Raw genomic sequence first — 17,088 nt, forward strand, 5'->3', positions numbered from 1 at the left:
GATAAATGAGGTTAGTTGTTTTGGATGCCGCATTAATGGCGCAGAAATAAGTACTCAGTTTAGGTTATAAAGAAACTTCTGGAATTTCAATTTGCAGTTTTTCTTAGCTTTACTGAGAGAAGTGAAGTTTGCTATTCCTGTTTTAATTTTAGAAAAAGAATTAAGCATAAACGGCCTTACTAGTGGTAACTGATTCAGTTTGAGAAATCAACCTCAGTCAAATGAATTGTTATTTTTTATTAATCCTTTCTAACTTTCAGGCTGATACTTAATTATTTATAAAAATATTTTTCCCCTTGCAACCAATTGCGGGTGCACTGGGTCATGGTAGTGTTGCAGCCTTTAGGATCCTATTTGATTTGAAACTTTTTACGCGCCATTTATCTGAAGATGATGAACTGATCGCAGGGTGTATTGCCGGTAAGCGGGATATGCAGCGTCGGTTATACGACAAATACGCTGCCCGAATGATGGCGGTATGTCTGCGGTATTCTAAAACCAGTTTTGAAGCGGAAGATGTGTTGCAGGAAGGGTTTGTGAAAGTGTTTGGGAATATTCAAAATTTTAAACGCGATTGTCCGGTAGAGTTTTGGATTCGCAAGATTATGGTGAATACCGCTTTAAAACAGCACCGGCAAAAAATGCACGTGAGCTCAGTGGCAGAAGTGGAACAGGTAGAAAAACATCCGGAAGAAGAATTTATATTTTCGAATTACGCCTTCGAAGAGCTGCTGGATATGGTGCAGCAATTAGCGCCCCGTTACCAGTTAGTTTTTAACTTATACGCCATCGAAGGTTATTCCCATAAAGAAATTGCGGCTCAATTGGATATTTCGGAAGGTACTTCCAAATCTCAGTATTCGCGGGCGCGGGCAATTTTAAAAGAAATGATTGAAAGAAAAGAAAAAAAATACAATGAAAGAATCATCAGATAACTCGAACCGGCCCCGGAAGCTGGAAGAGGTTTTTCGGGATGGTTTTGAATCGGCAGAGGTAAATCCACGGACTAGTATCTGGCACCGGATTGAGCAAGACCTGGAAGTTCAGCAAGCTGGGTATTATAAAAAACGCTTGGTTTGGTACCGCAGTGTAGCCGCCGCCAGTATTACCTTATTAATGCTGGCAATGGGGTACTTCTGGTACGATACCCAGACTGGCCACCATCTAAATGTCCCGAATGCCAGCTCTCCTAATCTGGCTGTAGAAAATAGTAAAACAATAGCACCTGCTAAAGGAACAGAATCAAACAAATTAACCTCTCCAGATCAATCGTCTGTTACTATTAATAATACTGCGGATGATAAATCTGTTAAAATAGCTTCAACGGAAGTTGAGCCTGCTTCGCAGGCTTATATGTCAAAAGAAAGAAGATTAGCCACTATAACCCGGCGCGGAGTAAAACCAGGAGCAACAACGATAGCAGAAGTAAATAATTCGGTAAGCTTTACCAGACAAGCTGATGTAACTAATAATCATCAACCTGACAAAGGCATAGCAATTAATAAGAATCCTAACTTGCAACCGGATTCTCTTCGCAGCACTCTTGCACTTGGAGCAGCTAAATTAGAGTCGCCCTTAAATAGGCAAGCTGATTCCGTACAGATTGCTGCCGTAGATAAGCCTTCTTTATTTAAGACGGATAGTACAGCTTTTGACTTAGCGGCAACAAACTCAACGGAGACAAAAAAGCGGGTTCAAGCAAATCGTTGGGCAGTGGGTGGCGGAACTGGTTCGCAATATTTCGAGCAGAATATTAGATTTGCTGATGCTGGTAGTCAATCATTTGCAGCAGCGCCATTAGGAAATTACGCGAATGCTATTGTTGCTAAAAATCAGCCAGGTAATTCTATAGAAGCGGCCAGCGAAGAATTTAATCAGAATACCCGATCGGCTTTCTCGTACCGGGCGGCTGTTGCCGCTACTTATCGCTTAAATGACAAATGGAGTATAGAAACCGGCTTCAGTTTTGCCGAAAATAAAGCCCAAACTACAACTTCGTACATTATCTATAAGCGGCCGGTAACTTTAAATAATATTCCGGGAGTAAATATAGGAAATGTAAATTATGGTAATAACGACAACTTAATGGGGCAGAACGTTACTATTCCGGTAACTATATTTTTAGCCAGATTAACGGATGATTATCTAACCAATGCCAATGTTTCGGTAGAAAAAGTAGATCCGTTTACCATGTATTACCGTTACCGGCAGATGAGTTTACCCATAAAATTGCGGTATCAGCAAGGCCGGGGTAAGTGGTTTAATTTTGTACAAGCCGGTGGGGCTGTAAATGTATTGCTGCAAACCAGCGTTTTATCCGACTCACCTAAAGTGCCAGCTGCCGAGTATTCAATTGGTCAACCTTCGCCTTTCCGCAAATGGTACCTTACTGCTTTAGGGTCGGTAGGCCGTGGTTTAAAGGTTACAGATGCATGGCAGGTACAAGGCAGCTTAGATGTAGCCCGTAGCTTTTCTCCTTTAACCTTAAGCCCCGACCAGTTATCTAATGTAAATCAGAGTAAATCTTATTATGTAGGTTTTGGTATTAGCTCGAGTTATGTAATTGGTAAAAAATAATTAAAATAAATATAGGTTAAGTAAAACCAAATTGTGTAGTTTATTAGTATATTAGTATAAATTAATATTTAAATATAATAACAGTAAGTTAAAGGCTTATTTGCTGTTAGTACATCTGAAACTTAAATTAATAATACTATGCAACTGCCACCTGAACCAAACAATTATTTTTCTGAATTATTCGACTTTTACGTGCCTACTATAGGCTGGATAACAATTAGTGCCTTATTAATTTTTTCTGTGTTAGTAAGCTTACAATGAAATTTAAACGGTATTTATTATGAAGCAACAACGTTTAGTATGGCTGGTGGTTTGGGCCTTACTCGGTTTTTCTTGTGAGAGAGAAACCGATACGAACGTTGTAAAGCATAATATTGCCTTTTACACCCTCGAAAATCAAAGCGAAACCGGGCCAGGTTGTGAACTGGATTTAAATACCGCCAAGGAGAAAGAGAAAATAATAAGTAACGATGAAGTGCTCTCGTACCACGCCGCCGATCATTATTTTACTTTAACCGCAGCGGCTATTAACCGGCTGAAGAATATAAAAACGCAAACACCTTTTTACTTAAAAGTAGATGGGCAAGTGGTATACTCCGGATTTTTAATGCCGGGTTATTTAAGTTTAGCTTGTTTAAATGTTATTGTGATGGATCCTCTTTCTTATACCAACAATATTATTTGGGTGCGTTATGACTACGGAAGCACTAATAAACCCGCCAATGATTTTCGGAATAATGCCGAATTGCTAGCTGTTTTGCAGCAACAAGGGAAGTTAGAAAAGTAAAACAGAGTGGGCAAAGTAATATTTTTAATTGGATGTACTTGCCTTTTGTTTGCCTGCACTCCAGACGAAACAGTTGAGTTAATTAGTGGCCGTGTTATTTGCCGGGGCGGATGTGGTATACAAGCGTATTATGTAGAAATTACCAGTAACCATGTAATTGGTAAATCGCAACCGGTATTTGATAGTAGCGGCGTAAATCGAGGCCAATTTAGTAATGTGTTGATTGTTAATAACCTGAAAACTGCCGACCGGCAAGAAAATAAAAGTATTTCGTTTAAAAGCTTTCAGGATGTGGAGTTTAGTTGCCAGTCGTCGTACCCGCGCATAGTTCGCGAAATTGAAATCAAGTATTAATCAACCGCTTGCGGGTAGATTATAAAAATATCTTACACTATACTACAATTATACTAAGCCCATCCTTTTGGCATGGGTTTTTTTATGACTTCTTTTTCGTAATAAGTAATTGTACAAAATTAATTTACTATCCTGCAGGGCGAGATTATTGCGCGGTATTTTGATAATTAAATATTAAGCCGCGAAAAGTCTGGCGTCTGCTATCTTGATACTAGCGTTTCTTTACTTATGATAAGTTTTTGTATTTACGCCGTTTATTCGGCTTTAATGGCCGGTACTCCCTTAACCATTGAATGCCTAACCCAACTACCCAACTTAACCCAATTAAGGCTACGGTCCACTGCCACTCTTTCATGGTATTAACCAATTAATTGATCAAAATTTACTTTTTCCAGATAAGGTTCTAAAAGAGTGGCACTTTTAAAACTCAATACCAAATCAATCTCGAAGTTGTCCCGGCGGTACCAGATTTCGACAAAGAATGTATCTAAACTGAAAAGATAGACCAGGTGTTCGCCGTTGAGGCGATCGGCCAGGAAATTACCTTTTACTCGTACTAAAGCTGCCTTTTGCTCACGGCTAATACAGGAAAAATAGGGATGATTCATCTTAAAGTAGTTCTAATACGATTAGCTTCAAATAAAAAGATCCTGAGAATCAGTCTTCTTTTGGGAAGTTACTATACATATTAGTCTTAGAATGAGTAATTGAAGAAGCATAAGCGATTGATTAATATTTACTTATTAGTATAAGTAAATATTGTGCCACAAAATAGATGTGGAGTCAAATTGCACTACTTTTATCATTACTAATTGCAAGCTAAATGGGCAGGCTTTAGCAATGGCAAAAGTAGCCTTATACCGGGTGCGTTTTGAAATACGATGTATAGATAAAGTTAACCTATTCAGCCAATAGTGGAATATGAATAAGATGCAGGGTAGAGGAATCAGGAATGGGTTGGTAAGTTTTAGCGGTGGTTACCGTTGTCCGGAACTGATAAATATTTCTAAAAGGAGCAAAATACTTTCTTCCGTTTCGGCGCACAACGTACCAATCGTGGTTTAATCGGCCATATACATAAACCGTATCGCCTACCTGAATATTTTTAGATACGGGAGCAAAAATCTTTGGGATTCTTCTCAGGGATACGCCGCTTCTTCCGGCGGTGTAAGTTTCATTAATTGGCTTATAATTGCTGCTTCCTTCGTAGGAGGAAGGGGAGAGAGTAGGCGCGCAGCCCGAGATAAAATAAAAGCTTAGTAGATAAAGTAAATTTGTTTTCATTTAGTTGGATTGATTTGGTTCGGAGTATTGTATTTAGGGGCATGATAAAGAAGAAGGCTTTAAAAATTACTTTAAAGTCAGACTGTAACCGGTAATATACTTGTAGTTTATTCAAATATTTTTCCTTGTTTTTATAATATTAGTATGGTAGCTGTTTCAATATAAGCTAATTAACAGCACCACGCAATAGAGAAAAGAAAATCTGTTTAGCGTAAATAAATTAGTTATCTTAAAACAATTATAAAAAATTTACTAATTGAGCAGTAGATCAGGATTTAATTAAGAAGACAAGCAACTCTAAGAGGTTGTAAATTGTTATAATATGTTCACAAATCTTTAAAAAATCTGCATGGATTTTAATTTAACTTCTGAATATAAACCCACCGGCGACCAACCTAAAGCTATTGCGCAATTAGTGGAAGGCGTGCAAAACGGCGAACCGGCGCAAGTATTATTAGGCGCCACGGGAACCGGAAAAACCTTTACGGTAGCTAACGTTATTCAGCAGGTGCAAAAACCTACCCTGGTATTGTGCCACAACAAAACATTGGCCGCTCAGCTTTATGGCGAGTTTAAACAGTTCTTCCCGAATAATGCCGTGGAGTATTTTATTTCGTATTACGATTACTACCAACCCGAGGCTTACATAGCTTCTTCTAATACTTTTATTGAGAAAGACTTAGCCATTAACGAAGAAATTGAGAAACTGCGGCTGCACTGTACTTCATCGTTACTGTCGGGGCGGCGCGATATTATTGTGGTGGCATCGGTATCGTGTATTTACGGTATTGGTAACCCCGAAGAATTTGGAAAGAATGTTATTTATTTACAGCCCGGTCGGCGCGTAAGCCGCAATCAATTACTATATCAGTTTGTCCAGATTTTGTATAGCCGCACCGAGGCCGAATTTTCCCGTGGAAATTTCCGGGTGAAAGGTGATACCGTTGATATTTTCCCGGCATACGCGGATTATGCTTACCGAATTTACTTTTTTGGCGACGAGATTGAGTCTATCCGGCGCATTGATCCGGCTTCAGGTAAAATGATCGCCGAAGAAGAGCAGATTGCGTTGTATCCGGCTAACTTATTCGTAACCGGGCAAGACGTTATGCAACAGGCAATCCGCGAAATTCAGTTCGATTTAATGGCGCAGCATGAGTATTTCTCAAAAGAAAGCCGCGACGAAGAAGCCAAAAGAATTAAAGAAAGGACCGAATTTGACCTGGAAATGATCCGGGAATTGGGTTATTGTTCGGGTATCGAAAACTATTCGCGGTATTTTGACCGGCGTAGCCCGGGAGCGCGGCCTTTCTGTTTGTTAGATTATTTCCCGAACGATTACCTGATGGTAATCGACGAAAGCCACGTTACTACACCCCAGGTGCGGGCCATGTGGGGTGGCGACCGCTCCCGCAAAACTGCGTTGGTAGAGTGGGGATTCCGGTTGCCGTCGGCGATGGATAATCGTCCGCTTACTTTCAACGAGTTCGAGTCGATGATGAAGCAGACCTTATTTGTGAGCGCCACACCCGGCGATTATGAACTTCAGAAATCCGGAGGGGTAATAGTTGAGCAAATTATCCGGCCAACCGGTCTGCTGGATCCCATAATTGAGGTAAGACCTAGCGTAAATCAGGTAGATGATTTACTCGATGAAATTGACGAACGCATTAAAATGGGCGATCGCATATTGGTTACTACCCTCACTAAACGTATGGCCGAAGAGCTTTCCAAGTACATGGAGAAATTGAACATTAAAGTAAAATACATCCATTCCGAAATTAAGTCTTTAGATAGGGTAGAGATATTACGGGAACTGCGTTTGGGGCATATTGATGTGTTAATCGGGGTAAACTTACTGCGCGAAGGCTTGGATTTACCGGAAGTATCGTTGGTGGCCGTGCTGGATGCTGATAAAGAAGGCTTCCTCCGCGATCAGCGCTCGTTGATTCAAACTACTGGTCGGGCTGCCCGGAATAGCCAGGGTAAAGTAATTATGTACGCCGATCGCATGACAGGTTCTATGCAACGTACCATTGATGAGACTAACCGTAGACGGGCAGTGCAAATGGCTTACAACGAAGCAAATGGTATTACACCAACCACGGTACGTAAATCGAAAGAAGAAATATTTGAGCAAACGGCGGTGGCAGATGCCCGACCAACTCCGAAAGTATACGCCGGACCTGCCGAAGTATCTATTGCTGCGGAACCAGTAATACAGTACATGAAGCGCGAAGAGCTCGAAAAGCTCATTAAGAAAACGGAAAAGCAAATGGAAGGCGCTGCCAAAGAGCTAGACTTCCTGCAAGCTGCCAAGTACCGCGATGAGCTCGCTGAATTACGCAAGTTGTTGAAAAATAAACGTGATTAAATTCAAAAAGCCTTCTGCAAAGAACAGAAGGCTTTTTTATGCGGTTTAATTAGTAAATCTGAAGTACGATTAGAAATAAAATTTAATCTGAGAATAATAAGTGACTACTATTTACTATTTCCATAATCAATCTTTAATGTAATTGAAATCGCTTAATCCTAACTTTACTTTATTTCCTTTACAGAAGGTGAGTAAGTTTATCTAAAATATCCTTTATTTGAATACAGAAACCGGATTCTTCTTATAAATTATCTTGCAAAATGCCAAGTCCACTTATTACTTACCGCACTGGAAATGAAATAGATTTAAATGAAATGCTGGCTTTGTACGAAGCCTCTACCTTGGGCGAACGCCGTCCCATTCACGATCGGGCCCGAATGCAGGCTATGCTGCAACACGCTAATTTAGTAATTACAGCTTGGGCTGGAGTGCAGTTGGTAGGAATTTCGCGGGCACTCTCCGATTTTGCTTTTGTTACCTATTTATCTGATTTAGCGGTACACCGCGATTTTCAAAAACAAGGCATTGGCAAAGAGCTGATAAAACAAACTCAACTGGCTGGCGGACCAAACGCCAAGATTATTTTGCTGGCCGCTCCGGCAGCGGAACAGTATTATCCGCACATTGGATTTACGCACCATCCGCAAGCCTGGATGTTAAGCGGTAATGCAGAAATTAAATAAGGTTTATTGCCGTTTTATAAGTTGCGTTAGAGATATTTGTGTTAAATTGGTTAAACCATCCAACCTTTACCGTTCTAACATCTAACAACGTAAAAATTCAGGTTTCTAAGAATGAGTCAGTCGTTTCAGTCGACAAAGAAGTGCAAAAATTGTGGAAATTGGTCGCCGTGGAATCAGGAAATAAATGATATCTGCCATTTTTGCGGCCATCTACTCGACGAAGAAGCGTTTCTGGCGCAAGCCAAAGCCGAAGCCGAAGCTAAAGAAAAAAAGTCTTACCAGATTAATATTGATTTAATCAAAATATACCCCACCGATTCCTTCCTGGTAAAAACAGGAAAACGATTCATACAAGCCGTACAAATCTCTTTTATTGCGATTTTATCCTTTATACTCTGGTTTTTAACTTTGTTGGCGGGCTAATGAAAATTTTGCGTAATCCGGTTTTCATAACAGCAGCAATAACTTTCTGGGTTACGTATACGCTGGAGCATTTCAAAATTTTTACCTTGCCCTTTGTTCATCATTATCTCGACGATTTATTGGCTATGCCGGTAATTTTAACTTTGGCAGTAGCTGTGCAGCGGCAATGGGTTTACCGGAGTCCTCAATATACGCTCTCTAAAGCTCAAATTATTTTTGCGGTGTTGTATGTAAGTGTTTTGTTTGAAGGCATTTTGCCAGCATTCTCGGCCAAGTATACCCGCGACGTTTGGGATGTTTCGGCTTATATTTTTGGTGCCTGGGTATTTTACCGGTTTATTAATCAGCGGCAATCAATACCTTTACGGCCACAACCCTAACTGCTGAATTAATCATTATCTTGAGACCAACTGCTACTCTTCGTCGCGCCACAGCTGCTGATACAAATTTATTAACCATTATAGGTGAGCAATCTTTTGCCGAAGCATTTGGTGAGGCTAATACGCCTGAAAACATGGCTGCTTTTTTATCCAGGGTGTTTGCTCCCGAAATAGTAGCGGATGAATTGGCTACCCCCACCACCGAATTTTACTTGGCTGAGTTAGGAAACGAAGCTGCTGGTTACGTGAAAATGGAATATCCAGCACCAGAGGCTCAGGTGCCTTTTCAAAACGTATTAAAGATTAGTCGGCTGTATTTGCTTCGCAAATTTCTGGGTTTAGGTTTAGGTGATCAATTAATGCATTTCTGTATTGAGAAAGCCAAATTAGTAGGTTGTGAAGCTATTTGGCTCACGGTTTGGGAACACAACCTTCGGGCTGTTTCTTTTTACCAAAAATGGGGATTTTATCAGGTTGGCACCGAAGACTTTATTTTAGGCGATGATGTTCAATTGGATTATTTGTTGGTAAAGCAATTATAAATTTCCTTATAGGTTAAATTTTAAATAATTAGTAACCCTTTTTCGCGTAAGGTAAGCCAGGTAGGAGAAATTAGAAATTGCGTAAAAGTTAAGCCCGCTTGCTCCGGAAATTGTTGATCTAGCTCTTTTAAACGAGAGCCATTCGGTTGTTCGCTGCTTACCTGGCTTAACATTTCCATTAGCCATTGCCCAATAACCGGAGTTGTTCTGATCTGAAAATCTTCAGCTTTTTCGTAGAAAGTAAGTAAAGCTTGTTCTGTTTTTTTGCCTTTTTTATTTACCGTAATTATTTCCAGTTCCGGTAAATTTCCCAACCAAAGTACGCGCAAATTTTGTTTTTCACTGTCGGGTTTACTCGGAGTGGCAATAGCTTGGGCAATAAGTTGCGGCGAGATAGTAGTACGCGCTACCTTAAAGTCGAACCAGAAGGAGAGGGGCTCTTCCAAACCAATGCCGTGCATGTAATTATATATAGCTTTTGCTAAACCTGCTCCAAACAACTCGTGGTCGCAGCCTTGCGGATCGTCGTGCCAAAGATCGTTATTAGCAAAAATGCCTACGGGTGGGCCAATTTTACGAACGCCGTATTTTTCCGGGTTTTTACCTACCGGGCTGTGGGCTGTCATAGAAAAGCGGTGCCAGAACCCGGATTGAATAACGTTATGCCAGAATAGCTGTCGTACTACTTCCAAAGAGTCGATGGTTTCTTGGGCAGTTTGTGTCGGGAAGCCGTACATGAGGTAGGCATGTACCATAATGCCAGCTTGGGTAAAACCTTCGGTTACCCGGGCAACTTGTGCAATCGTAACGCCTTTCTCCATTTTCGCCAGCAAGCGATCTGAGGCTACTTCTAAACCACCCGACACCGCAATACAACCCGAAGCCGCTAAAAGCCGGCAAATATCTGGGGTGAAAGTTTTCTCGAACCGGATATTTCCCCACCAGGTTATTTTTACTCCTCGCCGGATTAACTCAATCGCTAAATCGCGCAGAGCCAGTGGCGGTGCTGCTTCATCTACAAAATGAAAACCCGTTTGGCCGGTTTGCGCAACAATAGCTTCTATGCGATCTACGAGTAAAGTTGCTGGGGCCGTTTCGTAACGGGCAATGTAATCGAGGGTAACGTCGCAGAAAGAACAGCGTTTCCAGTAGCAGCCGTGCGCCACCGTAAGTTTATTCCAGCGGCCATCGCTCCACAAACGGTGCATGGGGTTCATTACCTCAATTACCGATAAATATTTATTTAGTGGTAAATCACTATAGTCTGGGGTACCTACTTCGGTATGCGGAATATTGGCATCCTGGCAGCCGTTGTAATACTTAACCTCGCCATTTTTCCGTAAAAACGTGCGTTGCAACAATTCTACTGTTCGCTTTCCTTGCAGATACTCCAGCAGTTTCAACCAAGGGCCTTCTCCGTCGTCTAAGGTTACAAAATCTATGTAATCGAAAAAGCGGGGCTCGTTTAAACTGCGTAATTCGGTATTAGGATAACCGCCGCCCATTAAGGTTTTTACGCCGGGATATTGTTCTTTAATGTATTGCGCGCACCGTAAAGCTCCGTATAAATTTCCCGGGAAAGGTACCGAAAAGCCAACTAAGTCCGGTTGAACCTGCTGCATGCGTTCGGCTACTAATTCCAGTAAAAACGCATCTACCAGGTTTGGCTTATCAGTTAAAGCTTGCTGCAATGGCTCGAAAGAAGTAGCCGATAAGGCAAGTTTTTCGGCATACCGACTAAAACCAAAGTGCGGACAAATAGTTTCTTTAATTAAATCACCGAGGTCTTCGAGGTAAAGAGTAGCCAGATGACGGGCTTTGTCGTTAATGCCCATTGCGCCAAAAGCTACTTCTAAATCACCTATTTGGTCGAAGCGAGAGGCCTCGGGCAGAAAGCCGTTATAACAAATTTGCTGCGCCAGCGTGGTATCAGTATTTTGCAGAAAATGAATAGTGGGTTCAATAGTAGCCAGGTAAAACCGCTTAAGCCGAACCATACGTTTGCTGTTATCCGAAAGCGGAAGGTTTTGTTGCTCAATGGCGTTAAATACACGCGTTAAACCAGAACGGGAAAAAATCTTTAAAACTAATTCCAGGCCAAAATCAGCTTGGGTTACCTGGTAATTGTACTGCTGTAAAAACCCTTTTAAATAGGCTGTAGCCGGGTACGGTGTGTTAAGCTGCGTAAGCGGCGAAGTAATGAGCAGTATTTTAGGCGCGGTTAACAATTTTTATAACTTAATGCAGGTAGTAGAACAAAGGAGAACAAAGAGAAGTTTACCCGGCGCAAAATTATCCATTCAGCAGGTAAATTTTTAAATCTATCGTTACTATTTCCTCTTCAAAATTTTGTTTCCTCCATTTAGTAAATCAGGCCTGTTTATACTTAGCTGTGTACTGCTGAATAAACCATTCTACCGCCTGATTAGACGACGACGGCTTATAGGCTAATACTACTTCTGTAGTAATGGGTAAGTAATTTAAATCGTAAAAAGAAAGTTTTAGCGAAGTACATTGGGCTTTTACCGAAGCGGGAACAATAGAAACGCCCAAACCACTTTCTACTAATTGGAGAATAGAATGGATGTTATTGGCTTCGTGTACTACATCGGGGTAAAAGCCTAAACGCTGGCATATTTCTACTAATTTCCGGTAATAATCGGGAGCGTAATCCTGGTTAAAGAAAATAAATGGTTGGTGTTTTAAATATTGGCTTACTGCTTCCTGACCAGGCAACTCTATTGAATTTTGGCGGAAAACGACCGTAAAAGGATCCTGAAACAAGGTTATCGTTTTTAGTTTTTCGGAGCTTACCGGAGCGCGCATAATGCCTACATCTAATTTGCCTTCTTCCAGCGCTTTAATTTGTTTAACCGTAGGTACTTCGTAGAGGCGGGTTTTGGTGAAGGGTAATTCTGTGTGCAGTTTTTTTAAAATATTTACTAAATGCGCCTGATAGGTAGAACTGATATAGCCAATGCGCAACTGAGTAGTTATAGCCCCGTGAATTTGTTTTAGCAGGTTTTTGCTTTCTTCGAGTTGCGAGAAAATCTGATCGATTTCCTTTTTGAAAAACTGACCTGCCGGAGTAAGGCTTACTTGCTTATTGCTACGATTAAACAGAACTACGCCTAACTCTTCTTCCAGCTCTTTAATTTGCCGGCTTAGAGGTGGTTGCGAGATGTGTAATTTAGAAGCAGCTTTCCGGAAATGAAGTTCTTCGGCTACTGTTTTAAAATAAAGTAAATGGCGCAACTCCATCTTATCTGATACTTATAAGGTATGAATACTTGATAAAAATGATACTTTACAAATATCGTTTACTGGTTTAGATTTGCCAAAAAAGATTTCCGGAGCAAGTTTAACCTTAATTAACTTTAACAGTTATGAGTCAAAATACAGAAACAAAATCAACCGTAGCCGAAATAAGAGAGCGGTTTGATAATGACGTAGCGCGATTTTCTAATTTAGAAACTGGTCAGCAATCAACGGTTGATGCTCCCATAAGTTTAGAGTTGATAACGGATGCGGTAAAATCCATAACTCCAAACGCTTCGCGGTTATTGGATATTGGTTGTGGAGCCGGCAATTATACCTTAAAAATGCTAAGCAAAATCCCGGATATGGCTTGTACCTTAGTAGATTTAAGTAAGCCTATGCTTTTAAAAGCCCGGGAAAGAGTTGCCGCTGCTACCTCCAATTCAGTAGAAATAAAGCAAGCCGACATCCGGGAGTTGGATTTACCCGAAAATCACTACTGTACCATTCTGGCCGGAGCCGTTTTGCATCATTTACGTACCGACGAAGAATGGGAAGCCGTATTTACTAAACTCTACAAAACCTTAAAACCCGGCGGCAGTTTCTGGATTTCGGATTTAATTATACACGATATGACTTCTATTAATAACTTAATCTGGAAAAAATACGGCGAGTACCTGGAGCAATTAGGGGGTACTGCTTACCGAGAGAAAGTTCTGGCTTACATTCAAAAAGAAGACACGCCTCGTTCTCTTAATTACCAACTTGATTTAATGAAAAAAGTTGGTTTTAAACAAGTAGAGGTACTGCACAAAAATCTTTGCTTTGCTGCCTTTGGCGGAATAAAGTAAATTTTTTCAAAAAAGGATCGTAAAATTTAGCGTACCGGCAAGCGTTAGGCTTCGTTAAGCATGTTCGCAGGTTTGGTCGCAAACTTTTTGATTTACTTTTTCGATTTGGATGGTAGCGTGGTTGATTTGGTGATGATGTGCTAATTCCTCCCGGATGCTGGTGAGCAGGGATTCAGAAGTGTTTTCCTGCACTACCAGGTGGGCAGTTAAGGCGTTTTCGGTGGTACTCATGGCCCAGATATGTAAATCGTGCACATTTTGTACGCCCGGAAAATTAGTAAGTAATTGCCGGATAGCCGGTAAATTTACACCCGTTGGCACGCCATCTAAAGACAATTTTAAAGATTCGGTTAGCAGGCTCCAGGTACTCCATAAAATAACCCCAATCACAATTAAGCTAATTACCGAATCTATCCAGAACCAGTTGGTATAGTAAATAATTACCCCTGCTATTAACACACCCAACGACACCAACGCATCGGCGGCCATGTGCAGGTAAGCGCCTTTTACGTTTAAATCTTTATCTTTATCGCGTATAAAAAGTAAAGCCGTACCGGCATTAACCAAAATACCTATGCCAGATACCAAGGCAATGTACTGGCCCTCTATAGCCTGTGGTTTCCCGAGGCGTTGAAAAGCTTCCCAACCAATGGCACCCACGGCTACTAAAAGTAATACCGCATTAAACAGCGAAACCAAAGTAGTAGATTTTTTGAAGCCGTAAGTATAATCGTCGGTAGCTTTTTTGGTGGCCAGACGAGTGGCTAATAAAGCTAAAACCAGACTGGCCACATCGCTTAAATTATGACCGGCATCGGTAAGTAAAGCCAGGGAATGCAGCCAGAAACCAGTAGTAGCTTCTATAACCACGAACAATACGTTTAACCCAATGCCTAGCAAAAAAGCCCGGGTTAAATTACTCGGCACACTATGGCTGTGGCTATGGCCGGAATGATGCTGATGATCGTGCGAATGGGAATGCATGATTTAAATAAAACTACTTTTACTTTTATTAAACGTGAAAGAAAGGTAAGGATAGTAAAATCGGCAACGAAATTTTGAAAATGTTACAACCAGCAACTTTTCGTGTCCGGAGCAATCTTACTTTCTAAGCTTAAAGGTAAGGCAGAGTTATCTAAGTACTTAATATAATTTTAATAACAATGTACAAAATTCAGCTATTAACCAATAGCATCGAGTGGCGTACGAACCGGATGAATACTGTTTTTATACTCGCTCACCGATTGGCCGGTAATTTTTTTAAACTGATTCGATAAATGCTGCACGCTGCTGTATTGTAACTGGTGAGCAATTTCGCTTAGAGTTAACTGGCCATAAGAGAGCAGTTCTTTTACCCGCTCAATTTTTAATAAAATAAAATACTTTTCGATGGTAAGTGGCTCCAGGCGCGAGAATACTTTACTTAAATAAGAATAATCCAAGCCCAGTTTTTCGGATAAATAAACCGAAGTGGTAACCGGTTGGTAAGCCGTTTCAAAGTGTTGTAAATAATCGATTAAGGTATTTTTAATTTTCTCTACCAATTGCCGGTCGCGGTCTTGAAGTAACGCAAAACCTTCGGGTTGCAGAGCGGCATCAATGCGGGAAAAATCAGGTTCACCGGTAACTTGAGCACTACCGAGCTGCACATTGTTTACCTCTAAACCTTGTTCCTGGAGTACACGGGTAACCGTGCTAATGCAGCGCGGGCATACCATGTTTTTAATATGTAAAGTAGTAGTTTCCACGGAAGTTTATTTATACTATTTAAATATACACTTACTGCCAGTGAGTAGCAAATGCAGGCGTACTTCTTATTAGTAAACCTTTAATTTACTAATTTGGTGCCGGTCCTTAGCGTAACCAACGATTGAATACATAGTTTACCAGCGGAATAATACCCATCACGGTAACGCTAATCAGCAGGAAAAAAACAAATGTAGAACTAAACAAACGACCAAAAAAGCCCGTCGGGAATCCAAAAACGTACAATATTAAAGCCGTAGAAATAAAGAAACTAATAATAAAAATCAAGATAACCTGCCGCTTTAAGTTAGCTTTATTAAATCGGAACTTATTTTTTCGTACAGTTGATTTGGCCGCAGCCTTCGGTACATTTTGCTTTCTCATTCACTCGGGCTTTACACCTGGGGTAAAATATCCAGCAGCAAAAATAATACATTCGTTCCGGTTTGAGAGAAACTACTTAGTTAATTCCTTTTTAGAAGTTAACTTTATTCAGGTACCGACTCAAAAATAAAGCCCACCCCAGGTGCTATTTTATAGTACCTGGGGTGGGCTGATTATAAAATAAATAACCTTTATTCAGACAGAAGAATAAGGATATTACCTCATACTTTCTGCTAATACAATTAAAGATTTTTTAAAATACCGCTCGTTGTATTTTACCGCCGGTGTTGTAAAGGATATAATACGTTTTAAGGCCGCTTCTTTCAATGGAAGTAGGGAAATTTAAATTATTTAACAACGTTACGTTCTTGCGGCGGCTGGCGAAAATAAAACTGCCGGCATCCGGTGCAAAACCTTGGCCGGTAAAGTTGCTGTATTCTACCACTACCGGATGCCGGTCGGTACCTAGTTTTAAATCTGTTAAGTTCGAAAAGCCAGATTGATACACCGAAACGTTGCCTTGCAAATCAAGCTCGTAGATAACGGCTTTTTTGGCCGGGAAAGGAAATCCGGTGAAGGTGGAAACTAAAAATCTTTCTCCATCATAAGCAATGGCTGTTGGTACCGATTGAGCATCAGGTAGTTCTCCGCTGCCGGTGCCCGCAATTGCCGGAACTTCGGCAAAAACACTTAATTCTCCGGATTCGGCATCACGACGAATAATGGCGTTGGCGGCCGCATCGGCAATGTAAAAATCATCATCCGGGCCAACAGTTATATTGTAAATATTAGATTCGTTGGTCTCATCTTTAAAATCATATCCTAAAATAAACTTACCTAAATCTTCGTATTCTAAATCTTTGGCTTGCTTAGGCGCATCGCCCGGCTGAAATGTAGAAACATCTAATTTGTAAAGCCTGCCTTCTATTCCGTGTAAAACCCATAACATGCCATCTTTTAAAATAAGGTGATTAAGGCCATTCACTACTCCTTCCGAACTTTTAAAAGAACTAAAGCCTTTGGCTACCGGATACACTTTACCTTCGGGAGTAATTAAAGAAACTTGTCCGTCACTGGTACCTGTGGGAGTATTGCCGGTACCTGCTTCTGTTACCCATAACTGGCCTGCCGCATCGGCTTCTATGCCAATTGGCGAATTTAAACCGCTCACAAAATCTTTTACTTTGGGTGGCTTCGGTTTTAGTTCATCTACAATTTCATAAAATTCTTCGCAAGCAGTAGTGCCTAGCAACAACAATAAGGATAGTAAAAAAGTAATTTTGGTGCGCATAATTAAAAGGTTAAGTGAAAACTATGATTTATTTAAGAATTATGGGCAAATAAAGCTTGAATATCTGGTCATCGGCAAACGAAAGTATAGGTAAATGTTAGTATAGAGATATAATACTCTTTTCTGCTTTTTTTGTTTTGCAGTTAAGGTACTC

General features: G+C 40.7%; 19 protein-coding genes. 10 read left to right on the forward strand and 9 right to left on the reverse strand.

The genetic code is table 11. The features are described 5' to 3' along the window. The first annotated feature begins 359 nt into the window (after positions 1–359). The 4 genes from HUW48_RS26320 (at position 360) to HUW48_RS26335 (ending at position 3,718) form a co-directional block, all read left to right on the forward strand. Positions 360–935, forward strand: coding sequence for an RNA polymerase sigma factor (locus HUW48_RS26320; protein ID WP_182413766.1), 576 nt, complete (start codon positions 360–362; stop codon positions 933–935). Continuing rightward, entirely contained in the window at positions 916–2,577 is a 1,662-nt protein-coding gene (locus HUW48_RS26325) for a hypothetical protein (protein ID WP_182413767.1), read from the forward strand. Before HUW48_RS26320 ends, HUW48_RS26325 begins: the two co-directional genes overlap by 20 nt. A 280-nt stretch (positions 2,578–2,857) precedes the next feature. Beyond that, a complete protein-coding gene (locus HUW48_RS26330; protein ID WP_182413768.1) occupies positions 2,858–3,364 on the forward strand; it encodes a hypothetical protein in 507 nt (168 codons plus the stop codon). Between the two features lie 45 nt (positions 3,365–3,409). Continuing rightward, positions 3,410–3,718: a hypothetical protein gene (locus tag HUW48_RS26335; protein ID WP_182413769.1), complete on the forward strand. Its 309-nt coding sequence runs from the start codon at positions 3,410–3,412 to the stop codon at positions 3,716–3,718. A gap of 226 nt (positions 3,719–3,944) precedes the next feature. Here HUW48_RS26335 and HUW48_RS27420 read toward each other — a convergent pair whose 3' ends face one another. The 3 genes from HUW48_RS27420 to HUW48_RS26345 form a co-directional block, all read right to left on the reverse strand. Beyond that, complete coding sequence (locus HUW48_RS27420) at positions 3,945–4,073, reverse strand: hypothetical protein (protein ID WP_262891477.1); 129 nt, start codon at positions 4,071–4,073, stop codon at positions 3,945–3,947. A gap of 4 nt (positions 4,074–4,077) precedes the next feature. Continuing rightward, complete coding sequence (locus HUW48_RS26340) at positions 4,078–4,326, reverse strand: hypothetical protein (protein WP_182413770.1); 249 nt, start codon at positions 4,324–4,326, stop codon at positions 4,078–4,080. A gap of 292 nt (positions 4,327–4,618) precedes the next feature. Further along, entirely contained in the window at positions 4,619–5,002 is a 384-nt protein-coding gene (locus HUW48_RS26345) for an SH3 domain-containing protein (RefSeq protein ID WP_182413771.1), read from the reverse strand. A gap of 349 nt (positions 5,003–5,351) precedes the next feature. Here HUW48_RS26345 and uvrB point away from each other — a divergent pair, with 349 nt between their 5' ends. The 5 genes from uvrB to HUW48_RS26370 all read left to right on the forward strand — a co-directional run bounded on the left by uvrB (position 5,352) and on the right by HUW48_RS26370 (position 9,404). After that, a complete protein-coding gene (gene uvrB, locus HUW48_RS26350; protein ID WP_317173737.1) occupies positions 5,352–7,376 on the forward strand; it encodes an excinuclease ABC subunit UvrB in 2,025 nt (674 codons plus the stop codon). Between the two features lie 260 nt (positions 7,377–7,636). Next, the gene (locus HUW48_RS26355) at positions 7,637–8,059 is read left to right on the forward strand and encodes a GNAT family N-acetyltransferase (RefSeq protein ID WP_182413772.1); all 423 of its coding nucleotides are present in this window, start codon (positions 7,637–7,639) and stop codon (positions 8,057–8,059) included. A 111-nt stretch (positions 8,060–8,170) separates the two neighbouring features. Then, positions 8,171–8,482: a hypothetical protein gene (locus HUW48_RS26360; RefSeq protein WP_182413773.1), complete on the forward strand. Its 312-nt coding sequence runs from the start codon at positions 8,171–8,173 to the stop codon at positions 8,480–8,482. Further along, positions 8,482–8,862 carry a magnesium citrate secondary transporter gene (locus tag HUW48_RS26365; protein ID WP_182413774.1) on the forward strand — a complete coding sequence of 127 codons (381 nt, stop codon included), beginning with the start codon at positions 8,482–8,484 and terminating at the stop codon, positions 8,860–8,862. Before HUW48_RS26360 ends, HUW48_RS26365 begins: the two co-directional genes overlap by 1 nt. A 20-nt stretch (positions 8,863–8,882) precedes the next feature. Next, positions 8,883–9,404 carry a GNAT family N-acetyltransferase gene (locus HUW48_RS26370; RefSeq protein WP_182413775.1) on the forward strand — a complete coding sequence of 174 codons (522 nt, stop codon included), beginning with the start codon at positions 8,883–8,885 and terminating at the stop codon, positions 9,402–9,404. 20 nt (positions 9,405–9,424) lie between these two features. Here the strand turns inward: HUW48_RS26370 and HUW48_RS26375 are convergent, their stop codons facing one another. Beyond that, positions 9,425–11,632, reverse strand: a complete 2,208-nt coding sequence (locus tag HUW48_RS26375) for a B12-binding domain-containing radical SAM protein (RefSeq protein WP_182413776.1) — start codon at positions 11,630–11,632, stop codon at positions 9,425–9,427. Between the two features lie 142 nt (positions 11,633–11,774). After that, complete coding sequence (locus tag HUW48_RS26380; RefSeq protein ID WP_182413777.1) at positions 11,775–12,665, reverse strand: LysR family transcriptional regulator; 891 nt, start codon at positions 12,663–12,665, stop codon at positions 11,775–11,777. 125 nt (positions 12,666–12,790) lie between these two features. Between HUW48_RS26380 and HUW48_RS26385 the strand changes: the two genes are divergently transcribed. Further along, complete coding sequence (locus HUW48_RS26385) at positions 12,791–13,513, forward strand: class I SAM-dependent methyltransferase (protein ID WP_182413778.1); 723 nt, start codon at positions 12,791–12,793, stop codon at positions 13,511–13,513. A gap of 54 nt (positions 13,514–13,567) precedes the next feature. On the opposite strand, the gene HUW48_RS26390 is transcribed toward HUW48_RS26385, so the two are convergent. The 4 genes from HUW48_RS26390 to HUW48_RS26405 all read right to left on the reverse strand — a co-directional run bounded on the left by HUW48_RS26390 (position 13,568) and on the right by HUW48_RS26405 (position 16,934). After that, the gene (locus HUW48_RS26390) at positions 13,568–14,497 is read right to left on the reverse strand and encodes a cation diffusion facilitator family transporter (protein WP_182413779.1); all 930 of its coding nucleotides are present in this window, start codon (positions 14,495–14,497) and stop codon (positions 13,568–13,570) included. Between the two features lie 197 nt (positions 14,498–14,694). Next, positions 14,695–15,261, reverse strand: coding sequence for an AraC family transcriptional regulator (locus HUW48_RS26395; RefSeq protein WP_246343633.1), 567 nt, complete (start codon positions 15,259–15,261; stop codon positions 14,695–14,697). Between the two features lie 106 nt (positions 15,262–15,367). After that, positions 15,368–15,643, reverse strand: coding sequence for a DUF2798 domain-containing protein (locus HUW48_RS26400; protein ID WP_182413780.1), 276 nt, complete (start codon positions 15,641–15,643; stop codon positions 15,368–15,370). A gap of 253 nt (positions 15,644–15,896) precedes the next feature. Further along, a complete protein-coding gene (locus HUW48_RS26405) occupies positions 15,897–16,934 on the reverse strand; it encodes a ScyD/ScyE family protein (RefSeq protein WP_182413781.1) in 1,038 nt (345 codons plus the stop codon). Positions 16,935–17,088: the final 154 nt, after the last annotated feature.

The sequence above is a fragment of the Adhaeribacter radiodurans genome, assembly GCF_014075995.1.
Lineage (GTDB): Bacteria > Bacteroidota > Bacteroidia > Cytophagales > Hymenobacteraceae > Adhaeribacter > Adhaeribacter radiodurans.

Excerpts from the sequence above, each read along its gene's own strand:
- HUW48_RS26325 (WP_182413767.1), top strand. The coding sequence starts at position 916 with ATGAAAGAATCATCAGATAACTCGAACCGGCCCCGGAAGCTGGAAGAG.
- HUW48_RS26330 (WP_182413768.1), top strand. The coding sequence starts at position 2,858 with ATGAAGCAACAACGTTTAGTATGGCTGGTGGTTTGGGCCTTACTCGGT.
- HUW48_RS27420 (WP_262891477.1), bottom strand. The coding sequence starts at position 4,073 with ATGAAAGAGTGGCAGTGGACCGTAGCCTTAATTGGGTTAAGTTGGGTA.
- HUW48_RS26340 (WP_182413770.1), bottom strand. The coding sequence starts at position 4,326 with ATGAATCATCCCTATTTTTCCTGTATTAGCCGTGAGCAAAAGGCAGCT.
- HUW48_RS26345 (WP_182413771.1), bottom strand. The coding sequence starts at position 5,002 with ATGAAAACAAATTTACTTTATCTACTAAGCTTTTATTTTATCTCGGGC.
- uvrB (WP_317173737.1), top strand. The coding sequence starts at position 5,352 with ATGGATTTTAATTTAACTTCTGAATATAAACCCACCGGCGACCAACCT.
- HUW48_RS26355 (WP_182413772.1), top strand. The coding sequence starts at position 7,637 with ATGCCAAGTCCACTTATTACTTACCGCACTGGAAATGAAATAGATTTA.
- HUW48_RS26360 (WP_182413773.1), top strand. The coding sequence starts at position 8,171 with ATGAGTCAGTCGTTTCAGTCGACAAAGAAGTGCAAAAATTGTGGAAAT.
- HUW48_RS26365 (WP_182413774.1), top strand. The coding sequence starts at position 8,482 with ATGAAAATTTTGCGTAATCCGGTTTTCATAACAGCAGCAATAACTTTC.
- HUW48_RS26380 (WP_182413777.1), bottom strand. The coding sequence starts at position 12,665 with ATGGAGTTGCGCCATTTACTTTATTTTAAAACAGTAGCCGAAGAACTT.
- HUW48_RS26385 (WP_182413778.1), top strand. The coding sequence starts at position 12,791 with ATGAGTCAAAATACAGAAACAAAATCAACCGTAGCCGAAATAAGAGAG.
- HUW48_RS26390 (WP_182413779.1), bottom strand. The coding sequence starts at position 14,497 with ATGCATTCCCATTCGCACGATCATCAGCATCATTCCGGCCATAGCCAC.
- HUW48_RS26400 (WP_182413780.1), bottom strand. The coding sequence starts at position 15,643 with ATGAGAAAGCAAAATGTACCGAAGGCTGCGGCCAAATCAACTGTACGA.
- HUW48_RS26405 (WP_182413781.1), bottom strand. The coding sequence starts at position 16,934 with ATGCGCACCAAAATTACTTTTTTACTATCCTTATTGTTGTTGCTAGGC.